The following is a 19,911-nucleotide window of genomic DNA, read 5'->3' on the forward strand; positions in this document are numbered from 1 at the left end:
GCTATGAGCCACCAGCACCATTACTCGCCGCCGCGCGACCAGTTCATCGACGTCCTCCGCACCAAGCAGATGCCGGATGGGCTCAAGAAGATCTCGCTCGGCTTGGCCGTCGCCGGCCTCGGCCTCTTCGCCTTCGGCGCCTTCACCGGCGAGTCGAGGGCCTGGCAGGCCTTCCTGATGAACTGGTTGTTCTTCACCGTGATCGCCTCGGCCGGCGTGATGTTCGTCGCCGTGCAGCGCATCGTCACGGCGCGCTGGTCGCGCGGAATCATCCGGTTCCTCGAAGGCTTCGTCGCCTTCCTGCCGTTCGCCGCCATCGGCCTCCTGCTGATCATCTTCTTCGGCAAGGGGCACATCTATCCGTGGTGGGACAAGGTCGGTACGGGCTATCTGATCCCCGAGAAGGAGCTGTACTTCAACCACGGCTTCTTCTACCTGCGGTCCATCGGCATCTTCGGCGCGCTGCTCGCGCTGCAGCTGTGGTACATCTGGACCTCGCTGCGCCTCGACGTCGGCGTGACGCCGGAGTACGGCGCCGCTTGGGCGGCCGGCCTGCGCGCCAAGATGCGCGCCGGCTTCGGCGAGGAGCGGCGCGAGCTGCACTCGACGCACTCGCTGCAGGGCAAGCTGGCCGTGACGATGGCGCTGGTGTTCGCCTTCGGCTGGTGCGTGCTCGCCTGGGACCACTCGATGTCCCTGGACTACCACTGGTTCAGCACGATGTACGGCTGGCAGTTCTTTATGGGCGGCTGGCTCGTGTCGCTGATGATCCTCGCCGTCCTCCTGCGCTGGTGGAAGGGCCAGTTCCCCGAACTGCCCGAGCTGATCACCGAGAAGCACTACCACGACGTCGGCAAGCTCTGCTTCGCCTTCACGGCGTTCTGGGGCTACCTGACCTTCTCGCAGTTCATCATCATCTGGTACGGCAACCTGGCTGAGGAGACGCACTGGTTCACGCTGCGGCTCTCGGGCGTCTGGAGCACCACCACGATGCTCGCGGCCGTGCTGACCTTCATCGTGCCCTTCGCCGGCCTGATGAGCGTCAAGGCCAAGCTTTGGAGCCCGACGATGATCCTCTTCGCGGTCTCGTCGTTCACCGGCCTCTGGCTCTCGCGCTTCATCGAGATCTATCCGTCCATCTACGGCAGCGGCGCCACGACCCTGCCGTTCGGCATCTGGGAGATCGGCATCTTCCTCGGGATGCTCGGGCTGTTCGCCTGGAGCTACGCGCAGTTTATGGACGCCTTCCCCAAGGCTCGCGTGTTCCTGATGACCTCGCCGTACCGCGACGAGGTGCAGGTCCCGGTCGATCCGGAGACGATGGAGCCGCTGCCGGCGCACGAGTAGCCGGACGGATGACGAATGACGAATGACGGAAGGGGTGCGAGCCAAGTCGCCCGCATCCCCTTTCCGCATCCGTCGTCCGTCGTCCGTGGTCCGTGGTCCGTCATCCGTCCCTAACCAAACCTTCCGTCTTCCGCCTTCCGTCTTAGTATTATCCGGTATGGGGCGTTAGCTCAGCTGGGAGAGCACCTGCTTTGCAAGCAGGGGGTCGCCGGTTCGATCCCGGCACGCTCCACTCCGTTTCGGCGTTCACTACAGGGTCGCGTCGGCAGTCGCCGATGCGACCCCGTGCCTTTCACCCGGAGTGCATTTCGATGTCCTTGACCGTCCCGGCGGTTGGCGCACCCGCCCCCGACTTTACGCTCGATGCCACCGACGGCTCGCGCGTCTCGCTCGCGGCGTACCGTGGCCAGCGGAACGTGCTGCTGGCGTTCTTCCCGCTGGCCTTCACGTCCACCTGCACGGCCGAGCTCTGCGCGTTCACCGACGACTTCGATGTCTTCGCCGAGCAGGACGTGGTCGTCATTCCCATCAGCGTCGACGCCGTGCCGTCGCTGAAGGCCTTCAAGGCGCAGTACGGGATGAAGGTCGAGCTGGCCTCGGACTTCAAGCGCGAGGCCTCGCGTGCCTACGGCACGTTGATGGAGCATACGTTCTTCTCCAACCGCGCGTACTTCCTCATCGACAAGCAGGGCATCCTGCGCTGGCGCTACGTCGAGGAGACGCCGGGCACGCGACGCGAGAACGCGGAAATCCTGGCGGAGATCGCGAAGCTGAAGGCGTAGTGACGGATGACGGATGACGGATGACGGAGGACGGAGGACGCAGGACAGGCAGCTTCCGTCCTCCGTCCTCCGTCCGGTATTACGCCTTCACCTCAATCCGCCGCGCCACCGGCACCTCGGCCTTCGGCACCGTCACCGTGAGCACGCCGTGCGCGAAGCGGGCCTCGATGCCGTCCTCGCGGACGTTGCTCGGCAGGCGGAAGCTGCGCTCGAAGCTCCCAGTCACGCGCTCCAAGCTGATCCAGCGGCCCTCCTGCTCGTCGCGGCGGGTGGCGGCCTTCTCGCCACGGATGCGCAGCACCTTCTGCTCCGCCGTGACCTCGACCTGCTCGGGGCTCACGCCCGGCAGCTCGAGCTCGAACTGCCACGCGTCCTTGGTCTCGTGGATGTCCACCGCCGGCGTCCAGCTGGCCGGGGCAGGGGCGGCGCGGAAGAACGCGTCGTCGAAGAGGCGGTCCATCTCGCGGCGCAGGGAACCGAGGGGGGCCAGAGTCGTGCGATACACCATTGTGCAATCCTCCAGGATGGGGCTCAGTCAGGGCGCGGGCACGGTCGCCCGCTCGCCCGCTCGCCCCTCCACTCGCGCAACGGTCGTGCCGCGCCGCTGATGCCGACCTGACCGGCCGCCCTGCCGCACCGACACGCAAGGCTGTCAGCTCGACGCGCGCCACTGGGGATTTCCCTTGTTCGACCCTCGGCCGGGCCGTAGCTTCCGTCCAACCAAACCCCATCCGTGTCCACCCCTCCTGCCCCCGAGATTACCGGCGAAGGCCGGGCTGCCCGCGCCCTCTCGGCCCTGGCGGGCATCAGCGCCGAGCTGGCCTCGGCGCGCGCCTTGGAGAACACGGTGGACCGCGCGCTGGCCACGTTACGCGGCTTTCTTGAGGGCGAGCAGGTGTCGCTGTGGCTGCACACGCCGCAGGGGCTGTCGATGTCCTGGTCCGCGGGCAAGGACACGACCAGTGAGGAGGACGTCCGCAAGGGCCTGCGCCTGGGCGACTCGCTGCAAGTGGTGCGCGATCTCGAGGTGGCCCCGATCATCCTCGGCGACCGCCGCGTGGGCGCGTTGGTCGTGCGGACCTCGCGTGCGCTCGGCGACGAGGAGCGGATGCTGCTGACGGCATTGGCGAATCTCTTCGCGCCGGAACTGGCGCACGCCGAACGCTCACGGCAGCTGGAAGTGGAGGTGGCGGCGCGGACGGCCGAGATCGAACGCGGGCGTCGCTTCACCGAAAAGATCATCGACTCGCTGCCGCTCGGGTTGTACGTGATCGATCGCGAGTACCGCATTCAATCGTGGAACCGCAAGCGCGAGACCGGGATGCAGGGCGTCTCCCGCGAGGAGGCGCTCGGGCGCACGATCTTCGAGATCCTGCACCGCCAGCCGGCCGAAATGCTGCGGCGCGAGTTCGACGACGTGTTCTCCACTGGGCGGATGCAGGAGTACCAGATGGAGTCGGTGGCGTCGGGCGAGGCGCGCACCTACCGCATCACCAAGATTCCGATGCGCCTCGGCGACGGGCCGGTGAGCCACGTCATCACGATCGGCGAGGACGTCACGGACTGGAAGGAGGCGCAGGAGCGCTTCTCGCAGGCCGAGAAGCTGGCGGCCATCGGGCAGCTGGCGGCCGGTGTGATGCACGAGATCAACAACCCGCTGGCAACGATCGCCGCCTGCGCCGAGTCGCTGGGGTACCGCATCGAGGACCTCGAGAAGAGCGGCGTGACGCTGGCGCCGGAGACGCACGACTTCCTCGGCATCATCGAGAACGAGGTGGTGCGCTGCAAGCAGATCGTGGACGGCCTGCTCGACTTCTCGCGGCCCAAGCAGGCGCGCAAGGAGCGGGTGAACCTCAACGACGTCGTCGAGCGCACGTTGTTCCTGCTCAAGCACCACGTGCGGTTCAAGAAGCTCACCGTGCAGACCGAATTGGATCCGACCATCGGCCGGGTGCCGCAGGCCAACTCCGAGCAGCTCGTGCAGGTGCTGATGGCGCTGCTGATCAACGCGATGGATGCGATGGGCGAGAAGGGCACGGTGCGCATCGTGACGCAGGCCGGCTCCGATCCGAAGCGCGGCGCCATCCTCGAGGTCATCGACCAAGGGCACGGGATCGCCAAGGGAGAAGTCGCCAAGATCTTCGAGCCGTTCTACACGACCAAGGCGCCGGGGCAGGGGACGGGCCTCGGGCTCTCCATCTGCTATGGCATCGTGCAGGAGCACGGCGGCGTGATCGAGGTGGACAGCACGCTGGGCCAGGGCAGCACCTTCCGTGTGGTGTTGCCGGTGGTGGCGCTATGAAGGTGCTGGTCATCGAGGACGATCCGACCGTGGGCCAGTTCGTCAAGCGCGGCCTCGAGGAGGCGCGGTGGACGGTGGACCTCGTCGCCGACGGCGAAGAGGGCGAGCAGTTGGCCAAGAACCAGCCCTACGACCTTGTCGTCCTGGACCTGCGCCTGCCGGGGCGCTCCGGGCAGCAGGTGCTCCGCAACTTGCGTGCGCGCGGCTTCGAGAAGCCGGTGCTCGTCCTGACGGCGCAGGACGCGGTGGATGCCAAGGTCGAGACGCTGCGCGCCGGCGCCGACGACTACGTCACCAAGCCCTTCGCCTTTGAGGAGCTTCTTGCGCGGGTCGAGGCCCTGGCGCGGCGGCCGCGCAGCATCGTCTCCCCGAAGGTCACGCTGGCCGACCTCGAGGTGGACCTCGATGCCCGCGAGGTCCGTCGCGCCGGCGAGCCGATCGAGCTCACGCCGAAGGAGTTCCTGGTCCTCGAGTACCTGGCGCGGCACGCGGGGCGCGTCCTGAGCCGCACGCTGATCACCGAGTACGCCTGGGGCTACCACTTCGATCCCGGCACCAACATCGTCGACGTGGTCATCAACCACCTGCGCAAGAAGATCGACGCGCCGCACGACAAGAAGCTCATCCACACGGTGCGCGGCGTCGGATACGTGCTCAAGTCGTGAAGTCCATCCGCGGGCGGCTCACGATCAGCTATGTGGTGGCCCTCACGGCCACGCTCGTGATCTTCGCGGGCATTCTCTGGAGCGCCACGCAGACCGCTGCGACACGTTCGCTGCAGCGCCGCGCCGACCTCGTCGCCGACCTGGCGACCATCGTGCTGCAGCAGGGCGCCTCGGACATCGCCGTCGTCATCACCGAAGACTCGCTCGTCGGCCAGAAGCTCGAGCCGCGCATCCGGCGTTCGCTGGACCTGCTGCCCGGCTACGTCATCATCGCGGACTCTGCGCGCGTGCTCTACACCAGCCCGGCCGTGGAACGGCTCAGCTTCAACGACCGCAACCGCCTGGTCAGCTCGGTGTTCCGCCGCACGCCGGAGCAGCCGGCGGCCAACGTGCGGATGGACTCGACCGCCAACGTCTTCATCGTGGCGCATTTCGAGCGCCCGAGCCGCCGCATCCCCGTGGCGCGGGTCGTGGCGGGTGAATCGGTGGCCGAACTGGCGTGGAAGGACAGCGCGCTGTTCCTCCCGATCCTCGTGACCTTGCCGCTGATCCTGGCACTCTCGGCGCTGGTGAGTTGGTTGCTGGCGGGCAGCGCCTTGCGGCCGGTGGACCGACTCATCTACGACCTCGAGGCCATCCAGGACGGCCGCTCGCTCCATCGGCGGTTGCACGTGGACGTCGAGGGCAACGAGATCGATCGCCTGGCAATGACGTTGAACGCGATGATGGCGCGCCTCGAGGGTTCGTTCGCCGCCCTCCGCCGCTTCACCGCCGACGCCAGCCACGAGCTCAAGACCCCGCTGACCGTGCTCCGGGCCGACATCGAGCGGGCGATGCAGTCCCCGCACGCCGCGGAGGACCAGTTGCCGGCGCTGGAGGAGGCCCTGGCCGAGACGCGCCGGATGGCGGACTTGGTCGATTCGCTGCTCACGCTCGCCCGGGCCGACGAGGGGCGCTACGACCTGCACCGCGAGCCGGTGGCCTTGGCCCCGCTCGTGGCCGATGTCGCCGAGACGGCCCAGATGCTCGGAGAAGCCAGCAACGTCAGCGTCGAGCTCGAGCGGGCGGATAACGTCACGGTGGAGGGCGACGTGGTGCGCCTGCGGCAACTCTTCCTGAACCTGGCCAGCAACGCCGTGAAGTACTCGGGGGCGCAGGGCAACGTCAGCATCGCGCTCGAGGACCGGGGTGACCACGTGGCGTACGTGGTGAAGGACAGCGGTATGGGCATCGCGGCCGCCGACCTGCCCTACATCTTTGACCGATTCTGGCGGGCCGACCGGGTGCGCTCGCGCACGGGGGAGCGCGGTGGGGTGGGCCTGGGGCTGGCTATCGCCCAGTGGATCGCCCACGCCCACGGGGGCTTCATCTCGGTGGGCTCTCGGTTGGGGCGCGGGAGCACCTTCACCGTGCAGTTGCCCCTGCGCCCGTCCGGGCGCCCCGGTCCCGGGCCAGCGAATCCTCACGGTCGGTTAAGCGAAACTTAATCTTTTCCCGATTCCCTCCTCACCCGAGGCGGGTACGTTCATTCACGGTGGACGCCGGAGGTTCCGGACGTCTTCACGCGATTGTTCACGTCTTGCGGAGTTTGCGCGTGTTCAACAACCTGCTCGAGACAAAGGCGGTCAAGCAGCGCTCCATCGGCGCCTCGATCTTCTCGACGGTCTTCCACGTGGCCGTCATCGCGGGGTCGATCATCGCCACGGCCAATGCCGGCAAGGTCGAGGAAGAGGAAGTCGTGCAGAAGGTGGACTTCGTCGAGGTGAAGAAGGACGAGCCGCCTCCGCCGGAGCCGGATCGTCCGCCCCCGCCGCCGGACGTCGTCGCGGCGCCGCCGCCGCCGAAGGGCTTCCAAGTGCTCTCGGCCCCGGTCAACATTCCGGACGTCATCCCCGAGATCGACCTGTCCAAGGCGATCACCAACGAAGATGACTTCTCCGGCCGCGGCGTGGCCGGTGGCGTCGCCTCGGGTGTCGTCGGGGGTACGCCCATTATGCAGGACCAGGCGTACTTCGACTTCCAAGTCGAGAAGCCGGCCGCCTCGGCGCCGGGTTCGCCGGGCCCGCGGTATCCCGACATCCTCCGCTCGGGCGGTGTCGAGGGCGAAGTCCTCGCCCAGTTCGAGGTGGACACCACGGGGCGCGTGAACGTCGCGTCGTTCCGCGTCCTCCGCTCGTCGCACGCGCTGTTCGAACAGGCCGTGCGCAGCTCGCTTCCGCAGATGCGCTTCCTGCCGGCGGAGATCGGCGGGCGGAAGGTGAAGCAGCTCGTCCAGCAGCCGTTCGTCTTCAATCTCGCTCGCTAGTCTCACCAGTGTTCGACCACTTCTAGGAGATTTCTCGCAATGGATATGTCCATCGGCTACATCTGGGAGCACAGCCCGCCGTTCGCCAAGGGCATCTGGCTCGTGCTCGCGGTGATGTCCCTGTGGTCCCTCTCGACCGCGTTCGGCAAGTGGTGGAACCTGCGCAAGGCCCAGAAGGAGACGCTCAAGTTCGCGCCCGAGTTCTCGCAGTTCCTCGAGGAGGACAACCTCACCGAGGCCATCAACCTGGCGCAGACGTACAAGAAGTCGCACGTCGCCCGCGTCCTCGGCGGCGCGCTTGACGAAGTCAAGCCGCTCATTATGGACGGCTCGGTCACGGTCAGCGACATCAACTCGGCCGAGCGCGCGGTGGAGCGCAATATGCTCGTCGAGATCGTCGCGCTGAAGCGCGGCCTCGCCATCCTCGCGACGGTGGGTTCGACGGCGCCGTTCGTCGGCCTGCTCGGCACGGTGTTCGGCATCATCAACGCCTTCGCCGCGATGGGCAGCTCCGGCTCGACCGGCATCGCCGCCATCACGGTCGGCATCGCCGAGGCACTGATCGCCACGGGCTTCGGCCTCCTCGTCGCCATCCCGGCGGTGTGGGCGTTCAACTACTTCCAGACCAAGATCGACAATCTCACGGCCGAGATGACGTACGTCTCCAAGGAGATGATCGACTACCTCATCAAGGGCGTCTCGGGCGAGTTCGGCCGCAGCCGCTTCACCCGCGAGTTCAACACGGCCGCCCAGAAGGGGTCGTCCCCGATCTCGCAGTAAGCCGCTGACCCCCTAGGAGGGCACGCGTATGGGTATGTCCGTAAGCACGGGGAGCGGCGTCAAGGCAGAGCCGAACGTCGTCCCCATGATCGACGTGATGCTGGTGCTGCTCATCATCTTCATGGTCGTGACGCCGGCGATTGCCGCCGGCTTCACGGCCGAGCCCCCGAGCGGCATCAACCTGAAGTCCCATCCGGAAGCGGATGAGGACCAGGTGCTCGGCATCGACAAGTACGGCAACTATTTCCTGAACAAGCAGCAGATCGCGAACGAGTCCCTGGCCCAGCAGCTCGAGGCCATCTACTCGGTGCGCACGATCGACCAGATCCTGTACGTCAAGGCCGACAAGAATCTCGAGTACGGGCGCATCCTCGAAGCGATCGACATCGCCTCGAAGAACGGCGTCCGGATGGTCGGCGCCATCACTGATCAGGTCCCGGGCACGGAATCCACCGTGGCTGGCGACGAGATCAAGAAGCCCTAACCGGAGCGACCTATGGGAATGAGCGTCGGCGGGGGCAGTTCCAACCTGAATAACGAGCCCAATGTCGTGCCGATGATCGACATTATGCTCGTGCTGCTGATCATCTTCATGATTATGCAGCCGATGATGCGGAAGGCCGTGGACCTGCAGCTACCGGACCCCACCCCCGCGGTGGTGACGGCGAACCAGGCGAGCGACCAGATCGTGCTGGAGATCCTGGCGGACGGTAGCTTCGCGATCAATCGTGAGCCGCTCACGCTCGATCGCCTCGGCGCGCGCCTGACCGAGGTCTACGAGAATCGCCCGGACAAGATCATCTTCGTCAAGGGTGACCCGACCGTGAAGTACCAGGATGTCATCCACGCGATGGACATCGCGCGTGGAGCCGGGGTGAAGGTCATCGGCATCCCGCCAAAGGACACGAAGTAAGCGTTTCTGGGGTATCATCACGGCGGGCGAACCTTTCGGGGCTCGCCCGCCGTATCCTTTCCTGTGACCGTGGCCCATCGCTTGCCTGACTTCGATTCGCAGCCGCCGCCGGCCAAGCGCCCCCTCCGACCCCTGCACGGGATCCCGGAGCCGGAACGGCGTACGCGTACTGGATGGGTGGCCTCCAGCCTCTTCCACCTGTTGCTTCTTGTGGGCCTGCTGCTGCCTCCCTTCGTCGGCAAGCTGCTTGAGGATCCTGGCGCCGCTGGGGCGGGGGGGGCCGGCCCGGCCGGCGGCGGCGGCGGAGGCACCGGGGGTACGGGGGGCGAGATCACTCCCGAGCGCATCCGCTATATGCAGGTGCAGTCGGCCCCCAGCGCGCCCCCTCCGCCGGCCGTCACGACTCCGACGCCCACTCCGGTGCCGCCCCCGCCGCCGGAACCCGAACCTGAAGTGGTCCCAAGCCCGGACGTGGCCGAAATTGCGGTGGCCGCGCCGGGCACGACCATTCCCACCCCGGGCACGGGCGGCGGCTCCGGCACCGACGGCTCGAGCGGTACCGGGCCGGGGAGCGGCGGCGGCGTCGGCAGCGGTGTCGGCACGGGACGAGGGTCCGGACTGGGGCCTGGCACCGGTGGCGGCGGTGACCAGATCTTCCCCCCGACGGTCACGAACCTGGCCATCCTGCCCATTCCCGTCCCGGCCCGCGTGCGGCCGTATCGGCTAGTCGCCCACTTCGAGGTGGACGAGCGCGGCAACGCGCGCCTGCTGGGCTTCAATCCCTCGCGCGACCGCGCCTACAACCAGAAGATCCGCGAGATGCTGAGCGAGGTGCGGTTCCGCCCCGCCACCCGCGCCGACGGCACGCCCGTCCGCGACACGGCCGTGATCACGGCCGAAGCGCCGTAGCGCACAGCGCTCGCGCGCCGAGCGCCGTAACCAGAAAGTCGCTGGCATCGCGACTGGTTCACCGCCCCGGCACGGGGTAGTTTCCGCAGAGCCTTTTCCCCCTATCTGCGCGCACGCCGTCTGTGCCGCGCCCGGCCACCGGCCGCGCCCCTTCGAGGACTGAGACCCCCCAATGGCTGAGTCGATCGGCAATTACGGCAAGGGAATGAAGCTGCACACCAAGATCCTCCTGGCGCTGCTGGTCGGCGCCACGGCGGGCATCACGGCCAACCTCACCCTCGGCGGCGACGACGGTCGCGTGGTCTGGGTGAACACCTACCTGGCCGGCCCGGTGGGGCAGGTATTCCTGCGGATGCTCTTCATGATCGTGATGCCGCTGGTCTTCTCGTCCATCGCGCTCGGCGTGGCGGGCCTCGGCGATCTCGGCAAGGTGGGCAAGGTCGGCGGCAAGGCCATCGGGTACTTCTTCACCACCACCTTCCTGGCCGCCACCTTCGGCCTGCTGGTCGTGAATTGGGTGAAGCCGGGGCAGGGACTGCCGGAGGAAGTGAAGACGGAGCTGATGGCCACCTACGCCGAGGACGCGGCGGGGAAGGTCGAGGCGCAGTCGACCGGCGGCTTCGGCATCAACACCTTCGTGAACATCGTCACGCGCAATCCGGTGAAGTCGGCCGCCGACACGGATATGCTCGGGATCATCTTCTTCGGCATCATCTTCGGTGCGGCGCTGACGCAGCTGCGCCCCGAACGTGCCCAGCCGATGATCAAGGTGCTGGAGGCGCTCAACGACGTCGTCATCGTCATCGTCGGGATGGCGATGCGGCTGGCCCCCTACGGCGTCGTGGGCCTGATCTTCGGGGTTACGAGCCGCTTCGGCTTTGCGCTGCTCAAGCCCCTGGGCGGCTACGTGTTCGTGGTGATGTTCGCCCTGCTGGCGCATATGTTCATCAACCTGTCGCTCATCCTGCGCTTCGTGATGGGCCTCAGCCCGCGCGTGTACTTCTCGCGCATCAAGGGCGCGCTGGTGACGGCGTTCTCCACCAGCTCCAGCTCAGCCACGCTGCCGGCCGCGCTGCGCGCCTCGCAGGAAGGCCTCGGGGTGCCGAAGCAGATCGCCGGCTTCGTCCTGCCGCTGGGCTCGACGATGTGTATGAACGGCACCAGCATCTTCGAAGGCATCACCGTCATCTTCCTCTGCCAGGTCTTCGGCGTGGACCTCTCGCTGGGCGGGATGGTGATCGTGATCATTATGTCGGTGATCACGGCCATCGGCGCCGCCGGCGTGCCGGGCGGCTCGATTCCGCTGCTGGTGGGCATCCTCGCGATGATGGGCGTCCCTGGCGAAGCCATCGCCATCGTGCTCGGCGTCGACCGCATCCTGGATATGACGCGCACCGTGGTGAACGTCGCGTCGGACATCTCGTCGACGACGTTCGTGGCCAAGAGCGAGGGGCTGTGGACCGCCGCCGACGTGCCGGCGGAGGCGCCGACGGCGGCTTAGGCCTTCAGCGCCGCCGTGGCCAGCTTCACCGCGCCACGGGCCGGCACCACGTCCTCGGCGTGCAGCGCCGCGCCGGGGACCGCCGACTTGAGGCGGTGCTCCACGAGACGCCGCAGGAAGCCCCCGCGCGCGAGCATTCCGCCCGCCAGCGCCACGGGCACGGCCGCGCGCTCGTCCACGAAGAGCTGACGCGCCAGCGTCCGCACGTGCAGCACCAGCTCCTCCGCCGCCACCGTGCAGATGGAGTTCGCCCGAAGGTCGCGGTCCGCGGCCAGCGTCGTGACGTGCGTCGCCAGCGCGGCCAGATCCTTGGGCGTGGCCTTCGCGGCCCAGGGGATGATGTCGTCGATCGACTCGAGCTCCAGCGCCGTCATCAGCGCGCCGGTCAGCCGCGACTCCGGCTCGCGCTCGTCGGCGCTGGAGGTCACCACGCTGAGGGCCCGGCGCCCGATCCACGCGCCGCTGCCTTCGTCGCCGGCCACGGGGCCCCAGCCGCCGCAGCGCCGCAACGTGCCGGTGGGGCCGCGGCCGAAGGCCACCGATCCGGTGCCCGCAATGAGCAGGATGCCGGCCCCTTCAGGGCCGAAGGCATCGGCCAGCGCCACCTCGGCGTCGGGCACGACGTCCACCTCCTCGGCCAGCGACTGGTTGCGCAGGGCCCGCAGCAGCGCCTTCTGCTCCTTCTCGCGACCCGTGCCGGCCACGCCCGCAACGAGCTGCTGCGGACGCTCGGTGATCTCGGCCTGCGTCAGCGCCTCACGCACGAGATCGGCGATGACCTCCGCCGAGGCGATGGCGCCGCCCGGCGTCACCGCGCTCGCGTCGCCGGTGACGGACGCGAGTTCCTTGCCACGCTGCGTGGCGACGATCACGTGGGTCTTGCTACCACCACCATCCACACCGACGACGTACTGGGCCATTGCGGGCGATTCGTTGCTGAAGGACGAGTCAGGGCGCGCGCGGCGCCGCCGCGTGCGTGAAGGACGATGCGATGCCCACGGCGAGCGTGACGCTGGTGCCGATGAGCACGAACCACGGCCAGGCGATGCCGGTCTTGCCGAACACCACGAGACCCATCGTAAAGATACCTACGCCCATCCCCAGCAGGGCATCCCGCTGCACGGCGCGCGGCCAGAGCATCGCGAGAAAGAACCCGCCGAGCAGTCCGCCGTACGTGAAGCTGGCGATGGACAGCGCGATCACCACCACCGGCGTGCCCTCGGCGCGGTAGAGCAGCGCGCCGCCCACGAGCACGACGGCCCACGCCAAGGTGAAGAGCCGCGAGAGGCGCAGGCTCCGCGCGCCGTCCGGCCATCCGCGCAGCGGCACGTAGAGATCGTGCAGCGTGGCCGCGGCCAACGCATTCAGCGAGCCCGAGACGGTGCTCATCGCCGCCGCGAGGATGGCGGCGATCACGATGCCCGTCATCACCGGCGGCATCTCGGCGATGATGAAGGCTGGGAAGATCCGGTCCGGGGCGGGGAAGGCCGCGCCGCCGTAGAACGACCACAGGCCGATGCCGATCATCAGGAACAGCGCGAACTGTGCGATGACTACCACGCCACTGCCGATCAGCGCGCGGCGCGCATCGCGCAGCGAACCAGCGGCCAGCAGCCGCTGCACGATGATCTGGTCCGCGCCGTGCGAGGCCATCGCCAGGAAGCCGCCGCCGAGCAGGCCGGCCAGCACCGTGTGGGGCCGGTCGAAGCCCAGGTCGAAGTCCACGAGCTTGAGCTTGCCGGCCGCCACCGCGTCCCCGAGGATGCGGGACCAGCCGCCCTCCACGCCCGCGCCCAGCAGCCAGAGCGCGCCGGCGCCACCCAGCAGATACACGCCCATCTGCACGACGTCGGTCCACACCACCGCGCGCATCCCGCCGTGGTAGGTGTAGATCAGCGTCGCCACGCCGAGCACGAGGATGGCGGCGGGCGCCGCGAACTGGCTCGGCAACACGCCGGCCAAGATCAGCGCCACGGGAATTGACGTCGCGAAGAGGCGCACCGAGTCTCCGAAGGCGCGCGTCACCATAAAGGTCACCGAGGCCAGCCGGCGCGTGCCGAGACCGAAGCGGCGCTCCAGCAGCGCGTAGGCCGTCACCAGCTCGCCGCCCACGTAGCGCGGGAGCAGGGTGTAGGCGATGACGATGCGGCCCAGCAGGTACCCCGTCGCCACCTGCAGGAACGAGAGGTCGCCGAGGTAGGCGAGGCCCGGGATGCTGATGAACGTGAGGGCGCTGGTCTCCGTGGCGACGACCGAGAAGAGCACGGCCCACCACGGGATGGCGCCGCCGGCCACGAAGTAGTCGCGGGAGTCCTTCTGACCGCGCCCCAGGCGCACGCCGAGGGCGGTCGTGCCCACGAGGTAGAGGACGAGGACCACCCAATCGAGGGCGGTGAACGCAGTGGCGACGTCTTGCATCGCGGCAATATGGCGGGAAAACAGAACGGGCGCCCCTCGGGGCGCCCGTCACTGTGCTGCGTGATGCCGAATCAGGCCGAGAAGCTGGACCCGCAGCCACAGCCGCCGGTGGCATTCGGGTTCTTGAACGTGAAGCCCGAGCCCTGCATCGAGGTCACGTAGTCGATCGTGACGCCGCTCAGGTACTGCATCGAGAACGGGTCCACGAAGAGGTTGAAGCTCCCCTGCGGCAGGACCGTGTCGTCGTCTGCGGGCTTGTCCTCGATCAGGAGGCTGTACTTGAAGCCCGAGCACCCGCCCGGCTGCACAGCCACGCGCAGGCCGCCGACCTCGGGGGCCACGTTCTCGGCTTGCATAAACTTCTGCACTTCGGCGCCAGCGGCGGGCGTGATGGTAACAAGGACTTCCGGCGTGTTCATCGTGCTCATCGGGATCCCTCCTGGGGTTCCAGGTCCGGCGGCGACCGCCGCCGCGACTGACTAATCCTGAATATAGGGTTCGGGGTTCCGGTTACAAGTCAGGGCGTTCCCCGCGAGGCGCTGCGGGCGGCGGCGGCCGCCCCGGTCGTGACGTCGGCGATGGTCGTGCGGACCGGCCCGATCCGGGAGTTGGCGCGGCTCGGATTCACCCGGTTCGTCAGGAGCAGCACGAAGATGTCGTTCGACGGGTCCATCCAAAGCGAGGTCCCGGTGAAGCCGGTGTGGCCCACGGCCGGGCTGCGCATCCGCGTGCCGGCGGAGTTGGTCCCGTTGGGCGTCTCCCAGCCCAAGGCGCGGTGCGAGATGGTGGAATCGGCGACGCTCGAGAAGCTGCGCAGGGTCTGCGGCCGTGCGATGCGCACGCCGCCGAGCGTGCCACCGTTGAGCCACATCTGCGCGAAGCGCGTGAGGTCGTGGGCGGTGCTGAACAACCCGGCGTGCGCCGAGACGCCGCCGAGCCGGAAGGCGTTCTCGTCGTGCACCTCGCCGCGCAGGTGCCGGCCCCGCCAGGGGTCGCGCTCGGTGGGAGCGATGCGCGCGAGGTCCTCCGCGGGCGGGTGATAGCGGGTGTCGTTCATTCGCAGCGGGCCGAACACCGCGCTGGCCAGGTAGGCGTCCAGCGACTGTTGCGCCACGCGCTCGATGACCCATCCGGCCAGCATCGCGCCGAGGTCAGAGTACACGTAGCGAGCGCCGGGCAGCGTATCGAGCGGCGTGGCCAGCACCAGGCGGCGCGCCTCCGTTTCCGTCTCACTCTCGAGCCACAGCGTGCGGTGCGCCGGCAGGCCGCTGGTGTGCGTGAGCAGGTGACGGACGGTGACGCGTTCCTTGTTGGCACCGGTCCACTCTGGCAGGTAGCGCTGTACCGGCGCGTCGAGCTGCACGAGGCCTTGCTCGACCATCTGCATCATCGCCGTGGTCATTCCCACGACCTTCGTCAGCGAGGCGATATCCCAGATCGTGTGCGCATCGGGTGCCGGGGCATCAGGCGTCCAGTCGAGCTTGCCGACCGCGACCTCGGCGACCACCTGCGTGCGCGTGCCGATGACGGCGATGGCGCCGGGGAAGACTGAATCACGGACCGCGCGGGTGAGGACGGTACGCACCGAGTCGGTCACGCGCGCGGCCCACGCCGGCAGCGGGCGCTCGTATGGCTGGCCGGCCGCGAAGTAGCCGGGCAGGGACGTCGGCGGCACGCCGCGGAAGGGGCTGCGCCCGGTGATGGCCCGTGCGGCGGCACGCTCCATCGCCTCACCGCGGCCGTAGGCCGCCACGAAGCCGGAGACGCGCGGAATCTCGCGGAGCACGTACGGGCTCGAGAACGCGACCACGTTGACTGGACGGAGTGCCGCGATGGAGTCGATCCACTTGGCCACCGGCTCGGCGATGGCGAAGCGGCCTTCGCCCTCGATGGTCCGCACGAAGGTTGCGATGACGACGCGCTCGGCGCCGTTGGCGCCGTTGCCGGCACGGAGCAGCGAATCGAGCCGGGAGCGCGGCGTGGCCGGCGTGATGCGCGCGCTGCGCATCGTGAGCAACGCGCTGCGCAGCTCCGCCGTGAAGGTCCGTCCGGCGAGGACGTCGTTCTCGCCGGCGTAGGTCAGGACCAGCGTGGGCTCGGCGGTGGCGAGGGGCAGGGCCCGCGCCGTGTCGCGTAGCAGCGTGATGGCATCCTCGGCGATGCTGAGCGCCCGCTGCCGGTGGGCCCTCTGGCCGACGATGTCGCGCAGCGAATCCAGCGGGACGATGGGCCGTTGGATGGCGCCGGTGCGCAGCTTGAGCGCGAGGATGCGCCGCACGCTCTCGTCGATGCGCGCGGCGGGGATGTCACCGCGGTTGACCGCGGCGACGATGGCGTCGATCGCCACGGGCACGTCCGGCGGCATCAGCAGCACGTCGGCGCCGGCCTGCACGGCGAGCACCGCGCTGCGGGCGTTGTCATAGCCTTGGCCCACGCCGCGCATATCCATCGCGTCGGTGACGACGAGGCCGCGGAAGCCGAGCGAGTCGCGCAGCAGGCCGGTCATAATCGCCGGGGCGAGCGTCGCCGGCGTGCGGTCGAGCGTCACGGCCGGCAGGGCGATGTGCGCGCTCATCACCGCCGCGACGCCGGCGTCGATGGCGGCGCGGAAGGGCACGAGCTCCAGCGCATAGAGCCGCTCGGGCGAGGCGTTGATCACCGGCAGCGCGTTGTGCGAATCGGTGTCGGTGTCGCCGTGGCCGGGAAAGTGCTTGAGCGTGGCCGCCACGCCGGCTTCCTGCACGCCCTCCACGAAAGCGGTGCCCATCGCCGCGACCAAGAGCGGGTCCTCGCCGAAGGACCGCACGTTGATGACGGGATTGGCCGGGTTGTTGTTTACGTCCACGGTCGGCGCGAAGGCGAGGTGGATGCCGACCGCGCGCGACTCCTCGCCGGTGATGCGGCCGGCCTCCCGTGCGTGCTCGATTCGCCGGGTGGCGCCGATGGCCATATTGCTCGGCAGCACCGTCGCGCTGCCGGCGGCCAATGTGCCGGGCGCGAATACGCCGCCCTCGAGGCGCCCCAGCCCGGGCTCCACGTCCGATGTCACGAGCAGGGGCAGGGACGACTGCCGCTGCAGCGCATTGACCTTCTCCGCGACTTCGATCGGCGAGCCCAGCGACATCACGACGCCGCCGACCCTGTCACGCCGGATGCGCTCGACGGCCAGGATGAACGAGGAATCGCTCGAGCTGGTATAATCCCCGAGCACCCAGATGAAGACCATCTGCCCGACGCGTTCGCGCAGCGACATCGCGGCGATGGTCGTGTCGATCCAGCGCTCGGCTTCGTCGGGCAGGGGCTCGGTCAACGACGGGCGCAGCGTGTGGATGGACCAGGGCACCGCCACCGGTTCCACATCCGGGACGGTGACACGCTCGACGACGCCCGGCGGCGGGGCAGCCGGAGTGAACGGGACGCACGAAACCAGGGTGAGGCCCAGCAGGGTCGCACGGAGGAAGCGGTGACGCATCACAGGGCAGGGCAGGTGGGAGTGAGGGCGATGCTGGTGCTGCTGGGGCTGGCGGCCTGTGCGCCGGCGCCTCGGGCGCAGGACGCGAGGCCCTCGCGGGCGGCGGCGGAGCGCGTGCGCCCCGGCGTCACCGTGCTGATGGAAGACTCGCTGGCATTGCTCGCAGGCAAACGCGTGGCCGTGCTCACGAACCAGACCGGTGCGGACGCGGAGGGGCGTTCCGTCGTGGATCTGCTCCACGGCGATCCGCGGGGGAAGCGAGCGAACATCACGGTGGTGCGCTTGTTCTCGCCGGAGCACGGCATCCGCGGGACGGCCGACCGGCCCGACCTGCCCGACGAGGTGGACGCACGCTCTGGCCTCACGGTGCACTCGCTGTACGCCCGCGAGACGATCCCGCCGCCGGACTCGCTGCTGCGGGACCTCGACGCGCTGGTCTTCGACCTGCAGGACATCGGCACGCGCACTTGGACGTATGTCGGCGTGATGGTCTATGCGATGCGCGCCGCGGCGCGCGTGGGAATCCCGTTCGTCGTGCTCGACCGCCCCAATCCGATCACCGGGCGGGTGGAGGGGCCGTTGCTGGATGCGGCGCTCGCCAACCCGGAGGACCCGACGCCGGAGCGGCGCGGCAAGGCTTACGCATTATACCCCGCGCCCCTGCGGCACGGTATGACGATGGGGGAGCTGGCGCAGCTGTTCGCCGGTGAACTCGGCATTCCGGTGCAGCTGCACGTGATTCCGGTGGCCGGCTGGCGCCGCTCGATGTGGTGGGACGAGACCCGCTTGCCGTGGGTGGTGCCGTCGCCGGCGATGGTCTCGCCGCTGAGTGCGCTGCTGTATCCCGCGCTGGTGGCCTTCGAAGGCAGCAACCTGTCCGTGGGCCGAGGGACGGACGCGCCGTTCCAACGCGTCGGCGCCCCCTGGCTCGACGCGCCCGCCGTGGTGGAGTTGCTGCGCGACCGTGGCCTCATCGGTCTGCGCTTCGAGGCCGAGCGTTTCACGCCGCGCGAGCCCACGGACGGCAAGTTCGGCGGACGGACGATTCCCGGCGTGCGCATCTACGTGGACGACCGCGACCGCGCCCAGATGGCGCGGCTCGGCGCCTCGCTGTTCTGGGCCATCGCGGAGGTGCACCGCGATTCCCTGCGACTCACCGCCCGGAGCTTCGACGAGCGCTTCGGCACCGCCCGCGTTCGCGAGTCGCTGCTTGGCGGCGGCGATCCGGACGAGGTCATCGACGCCTCGTTGCCGTCCGTGGTAGGCTGGCAGCAGGGCACACGGCAATACCTGATCTACCGCTGAGGCCGGCGATGTTCCTGCGCGTCTGGCACGCCATCCGCGAGGGCTACCTGCGGTTGACCGAGCCGTTGGCGGCGTGGTGCGTGCGAGTCGGCATCTCCCCGAACGCGCTGACGGTCGCGGGGACGCTGTGCTGTGCGGCGACGGGCGTGCTGTTCGGTGCCGGGTGGATCCGCGCCGCCGGCTGGACGCTGGGGCTGACGGCGTTCTTCGACGTGATCGACGGCGCGGTGGCCCGGCGTTCGGGGGCGGCGAGCGTGTTCGGGGCGTTCTTCGACTCCACGCTCGATCGCGTGGCCGATGCCTTCCTCTTCGGCGGCCTGGCGTGGTTCTTTGCCGCGCCGGGCCCGCATCGCTCGCTGCCGATGGTCGGCGTCGCGCTGGTGGCGCTGAGCGCCGTGCAGATCACCTCGTACACACGGGCCAAGGCGGATGCCCTCGGCGTGGACCTGAAGGGCGTCGGCGCGCTCGAACGCCCCGAGCGCATCACCCTGCTGGCGGCGCCGCAGGCCTTCTTCGGCCTGATGTTCGCGGGGTGGGTGCTGCGCGGGGTGGTGATCCTGTTGGCCGCCACGGCGGTCTGGACGGTGATCCAACGGGTGCGGCACGTCGCCCAGCGCGCGTAACCTCGCTATTTTGTTGGGGTTCGCGGTTTCCCCCGCCCTGAAGGAGCTCCGGATGTCCCTCGCCCGTTTCCGCTGGACCCCGATCCTGGCCGTCGTCGCCGCGGTGGCGCTGCAGGCCTGCGCCGCCCCGCCGGACGACCGCGGCCTCGTGCGTCTCTGGACCGACGACTTCGAGGTCCGCCTCAAGCCCGACGTCGTCCCGCCGCGGGCCCTGGAGCGCATCACGTACACCATCACGGTGCACGACAAGAACACCCGCGAGCCCATCGTGAACGGCGAGGGCCAGATCTTCGCCACCAACGCCGACCGCCACACGGTCTACAACGGTCTCGTCTACGGACCCGAGGCCGGCACCTATCGTGCCACCATCACCTTCATCACCGCCGGCGACTGGGCGATGGGCTTCCGCTTCCGCCGCGATTCCACCAAGGCCCTGCAGCGCACCGAGGATTGGCGCCAGCAGGTGAGGAACGAGGCGCCGCCGGGGCAGTGAGTTCTCGACGGATGACGGATGACGGATGCTACATCCGCGCCGGAGTCCACTTCGCAGTGCTTTCGAAAGCATCCCTCATCCCTCATCCGTCCTCCG

General features: G+C 68.8%; 19 protein-coding genes and 1 tRNA gene. 15 read left to right on the forward strand and 5 right to left on the reverse strand.

Going from position 1 to position 19,911, the window contains the following annotated elements; all coding sequences use genetic code 11:
• Positions 1-3 precede the first annotated feature (3 nt).
• The 3 genes from KF689_04695 (at position 4) to KF689_04705 (ending at position 2,129) form a co-directional block, all read left to right on the forward strand.
• Complete coding sequence (locus tag KF689_04695) at positions 4-1,347, forward strand: hypothetical protein (GenBank protein ID MBX3132668.1); 1,344 nt, start codon at positions 4-6, stop codon at positions 1,345-1,347.
• Between the two features lie 159 nt (positions 1,348-1,506).
• A tRNA-Ala gene (locus KF689_04700) sits at positions 1,507-1,579 on the forward strand.
• A 79-nt stretch (positions 1,580-1,658) separates the two neighbouring features.
• A complete protein-coding gene (locus KF689_04705; protein ID MBX3132669.1) occupies positions 1,659-2,129 on the forward strand; it encodes a redoxin domain-containing protein in 471 nt (156 codons plus the stop codon).
• 79 nt (positions 2,130-2,208) lie between these two features.
• Here KF689_04705 and KF689_04710 read toward each other — a convergent pair whose 3' ends face one another.
• A complete protein-coding gene (locus KF689_04710; protein ID MBX3132670.1) occupies positions 2,209-2,634 on the reverse strand; it encodes an Hsp20/alpha crystallin family protein in 426 nt (141 codons plus the stop codon).
• Between the two features lie 228 nt (positions 2,635-2,862).
• On the opposite strand from KF689_04710, the gene KF689_04715 reads away from it, so the two are divergent.
• The 9 genes from KF689_04715 to KF689_04755 all read left to right on the forward strand — a co-directional run bounded on the left by KF689_04715 (position 2,863) and on the right by KF689_04755 (position 11,504).
• Positions 2,863-4,431 (forward strand): PAS domain-containing protein, encoded by a 1,569-nt coding sequence (locus KF689_04715; protein MBX3132671.1) that lies wholly within the window; start codon positions 2,863-2,865, stop codon positions 4,429-4,431.
• Positions 4,428-5,096 carry a response regulator transcription factor gene (locus tag KF689_04720; GenBank protein ID MBX3132672.1) on the forward strand — a complete coding sequence of 223 codons (669 nt, stop codon included), beginning with the start codon at positions 4,428-4,430 and terminating at the stop codon, positions 5,094-5,096. The genes KF689_04715 and KF689_04720 overlap by 4 nt, the downstream gene beginning before the upstream one ends.
• Positions 5,093-6,583, forward strand: coding sequence for a HAMP domain-containing histidine kinase (locus KF689_04725; protein ID MBX3132673.1), 1,491 nt, complete (start codon positions 5,093-5,095; stop codon positions 6,581-6,583). Before KF689_04720 ends, KF689_04725 begins: the two co-directional genes overlap by 4 nt.
• A gap of 107 nt (positions 6,584-6,690) precedes the next feature.
• Positions 6,691-7,401 (forward strand): TonB family protein, encoded by a 711-nt coding sequence (locus tag KF689_04730; GenBank protein ID MBX3132674.1) that lies wholly within the window; start codon positions 6,691-6,693, stop codon positions 7,399-7,401.
• 45 nt (positions 7,402-7,446) lie between these two features.
• Entirely contained in the window at positions 7,447-8,181 is a 735-nt protein-coding gene (locus tag KF689_04735; protein ID MBX3132675.1) for a MotA/TolQ/ExbB proton channel family protein, read from the forward strand.
• 28 nt (positions 8,182-8,209) lie between these two features.
• A complete protein-coding gene (locus KF689_04740) occupies positions 8,210-8,665 on the forward strand; it encodes a biopolymer transporter ExbD (GenBank protein ID MBX3132676.1) in 456 nt (151 codons plus the stop codon).
• Positions 8,666-8,683: 18 nt separating this feature from the next.
• The gene (locus KF689_04745) at positions 8,684-9,094 is read left to right on the forward strand and encodes a biopolymer transporter ExbD (protein MBX3132677.1); all 411 of its coding nucleotides are present in this window, start codon (positions 8,684-8,686) and stop codon (positions 9,092-9,094) included.
• A 177-nt stretch (positions 9,095-9,271) separates the two neighbouring features.
• Positions 9,272-10,003: a hypothetical protein gene (locus tag KF689_04750; GenBank protein ID MBX3132678.1), complete on the forward strand. Its 732-nt coding sequence runs from the start codon at positions 9,272-9,274 to the stop codon at positions 10,001-10,003.
• A 172-nt stretch (positions 10,004-10,175) separates the two neighbouring features.
• Positions 10,176-11,504 carry a dicarboxylate/amino acid:cation symporter gene (locus tag KF689_04755; GenBank protein MBX3132679.1) on the forward strand — a complete coding sequence of 443 codons (1,329 nt, stop codon included), beginning with the start codon at positions 10,176-10,178 and terminating at the stop codon, positions 11,502-11,504.
• Here KF689_04755 and KF689_04760 read toward each other — a convergent pair.
• The 4 genes from KF689_04760 to KF689_04775 all read right to left on the reverse strand — a co-directional run bounded on the left by KF689_04760 (position 11,501) and on the right by KF689_04775 (position 17,394).
• Positions 11,501-12,424: a hypothetical protein gene (locus KF689_04760; GenBank protein MBX3132680.1), complete on the reverse strand. Its 924-nt coding sequence runs from the start codon at positions 12,422-12,424 to the stop codon at positions 11,501-11,503. The two genes, KF689_04755 and KF689_04760, sit on opposite strands and share 4 nt — an antisense overlap.
• A gap of 28 nt (positions 12,425-12,452) precedes the next feature.
• Positions 12,453-13,922, reverse strand: a complete 1,470-nt coding sequence (locus KF689_04765) for a sodium:solute symporter (GenBank protein ID MBX3132681.1) — start codon at positions 13,920-13,922, stop codon at positions 12,453-12,455.
• Between the two features lie 71 nt (positions 13,923-13,993).
• A complete protein-coding gene (locus KF689_04770; GenBank protein MBX3132682.1) occupies positions 13,994-14,341 on the reverse strand; it encodes an iron-sulfur cluster assembly accessory protein in 348 nt (115 codons plus the stop codon).
• Between the two features lie 98 nt (positions 14,342-14,439).
• Positions 14,440-17,394 (reverse strand): serine hydrolase, encoded by a 2,955-nt coding sequence (locus KF689_04775; GenBank protein MBX3132683.1) that lies wholly within the window; start codon positions 17,392-17,394, stop codon positions 14,440-14,442.
• Between the two features lie 30 nt (positions 17,395-17,424).
• Here KF689_04775 and KF689_04780 point away from each other — a divergent pair, with 30 nt between their 5' ends.
• From KF689_04780 to KF689_04790, 3 genes are read left to right on the forward strand one after another with little or no spacing between them, the layout of a single operon-like run.
• Complete coding sequence (locus tag KF689_04780; protein MBX3132684.1) at positions 17,425-18,699, forward strand: DUF1343 domain-containing protein; 1,275 nt, start codon at positions 17,425-17,427, stop codon at positions 18,697-18,699.
• A gap of 8 nt (positions 18,700-18,707) precedes the next feature.
• On the forward strand, positions 18,708-19,322 hold the full coding sequence (locus tag KF689_04785) for a CDP-alcohol phosphatidyltransferase family protein (GenBank protein MBX3132685.1): 615 nt from the start codon (positions 18,708-18,710) through the stop codon (positions 19,320-19,322).
• A gap of 52 nt (positions 19,323-19,374) precedes the next feature.
• Positions 19,375-19,815, forward strand: a complete 441-nt coding sequence (locus tag KF689_04790) for a hypothetical protein (protein ID MBX3132686.1) — start codon at positions 19,375-19,377, stop codon at positions 19,813-19,815.
• Positions 19,816-19,911 lie beyond the last annotated feature (96 nt).

This window comes from Gemmatimonadaceae bacterium (assembly GCA_019637355.1).
In the GTDB taxonomy this organism is placed as follows: Bacteria; Gemmatimonadota; Gemmatimonadetes; order Gemmatimonadales; family Gemmatimonadaceae; genus Pseudogemmatithrix.

What these genes read in the sequence shown, in the direction of transcription:
- KF689_04695 (MBX3132668.1), top strand. Translation starts at nt 4, where the DNA reads ATGAGCCACCAGCACCATTACTCGCCGCCGCGCGACCAGTTCATCGAC.
- KF689_04705 (MBX3132669.1), top strand. Translation starts at nt 1,659, where the DNA reads ATGTCCTTGACCGTCCCGGCGGTTGGCGCACCCGCCCCCGACTTTACG.
- KF689_04720 (MBX3132672.1), top strand. Translation starts at nt 4,428, where the DNA reads ATGAAGGTGCTGGTCATCGAGGACGATCCGACCGTGGGCCAGTTCGTC.
- KF689_04735 (MBX3132675.1), top strand. Translation starts at nt 7,447, where the DNA reads ATGTCCATCGGCTACATCTGGGAGCACAGCCCGCCGTTCGCCAAGGGC.
- KF689_04740 (MBX3132676.1), top strand. Translation starts at nt 8,210, where the DNA reads ATGGGTATGTCCGTAAGCACGGGGAGCGGCGTCAAGGCAGAGCCGAAC.
- KF689_04745 (MBX3132677.1), top strand. Translation starts at nt 8,684, where the DNA reads ATGAGCGTCGGCGGGGGCAGTTCCAACCTGAATAACGAGCCCAATGTC.
- KF689_04755 (MBX3132679.1), top strand. Translation starts at nt 10,176, where the DNA reads ATGGCTGAGTCGATCGGCAATTACGGCAAGGGAATGAAGCTGCACACC.
- KF689_04760 (MBX3132680.1), bottom strand. Translation starts at nt 12,424, where the DNA reads ATGGCCCAGTACGTCGTCGGTGTGGATGGTGGTGGTAGCAAGACCCAC.
- KF689_04765 (MBX3132681.1), bottom strand. Translation starts at nt 13,922, where the DNA reads ATGCAAGACGTCGCCACTGCGTTCACCGCCCTCGATTGGGTGGTCCTC.
- KF689_04770 (MBX3132682.1), bottom strand. Translation starts at nt 14,341, where the DNA reads ATGAACACGCCGGAAGTCCTTGTTACCATCACGCCCGCCGCTGGCGCC.
- KF689_04775 (MBX3132683.1), bottom strand. Translation starts at nt 17,394, where the DNA reads ATGCGTCACCGCTTCCTCCGTGCGACCCTGCTGGGCCTCACCCTGGTT.
- KF689_04780 (MBX3132684.1), top strand. Translation starts at nt 17,425, where the DNA reads ATGCTGGTGCTGCTGGGGCTGGCGGCCTGTGCGCCGGCGCCTCGGGCG.
- KF689_04785 (MBX3132685.1), top strand. Translation starts at nt 18,708, where the DNA reads ATGTTCCTGCGCGTCTGGCACGCCATCCGCGAGGGCTACCTGCGGTTG.
- KF689_04790 (MBX3132686.1), top strand. Translation starts at nt 19,375, where the DNA reads ATGTCCCTCGCCCGTTTCCGCTGGACCCCGATCCTGGCCGTCGTCGCC.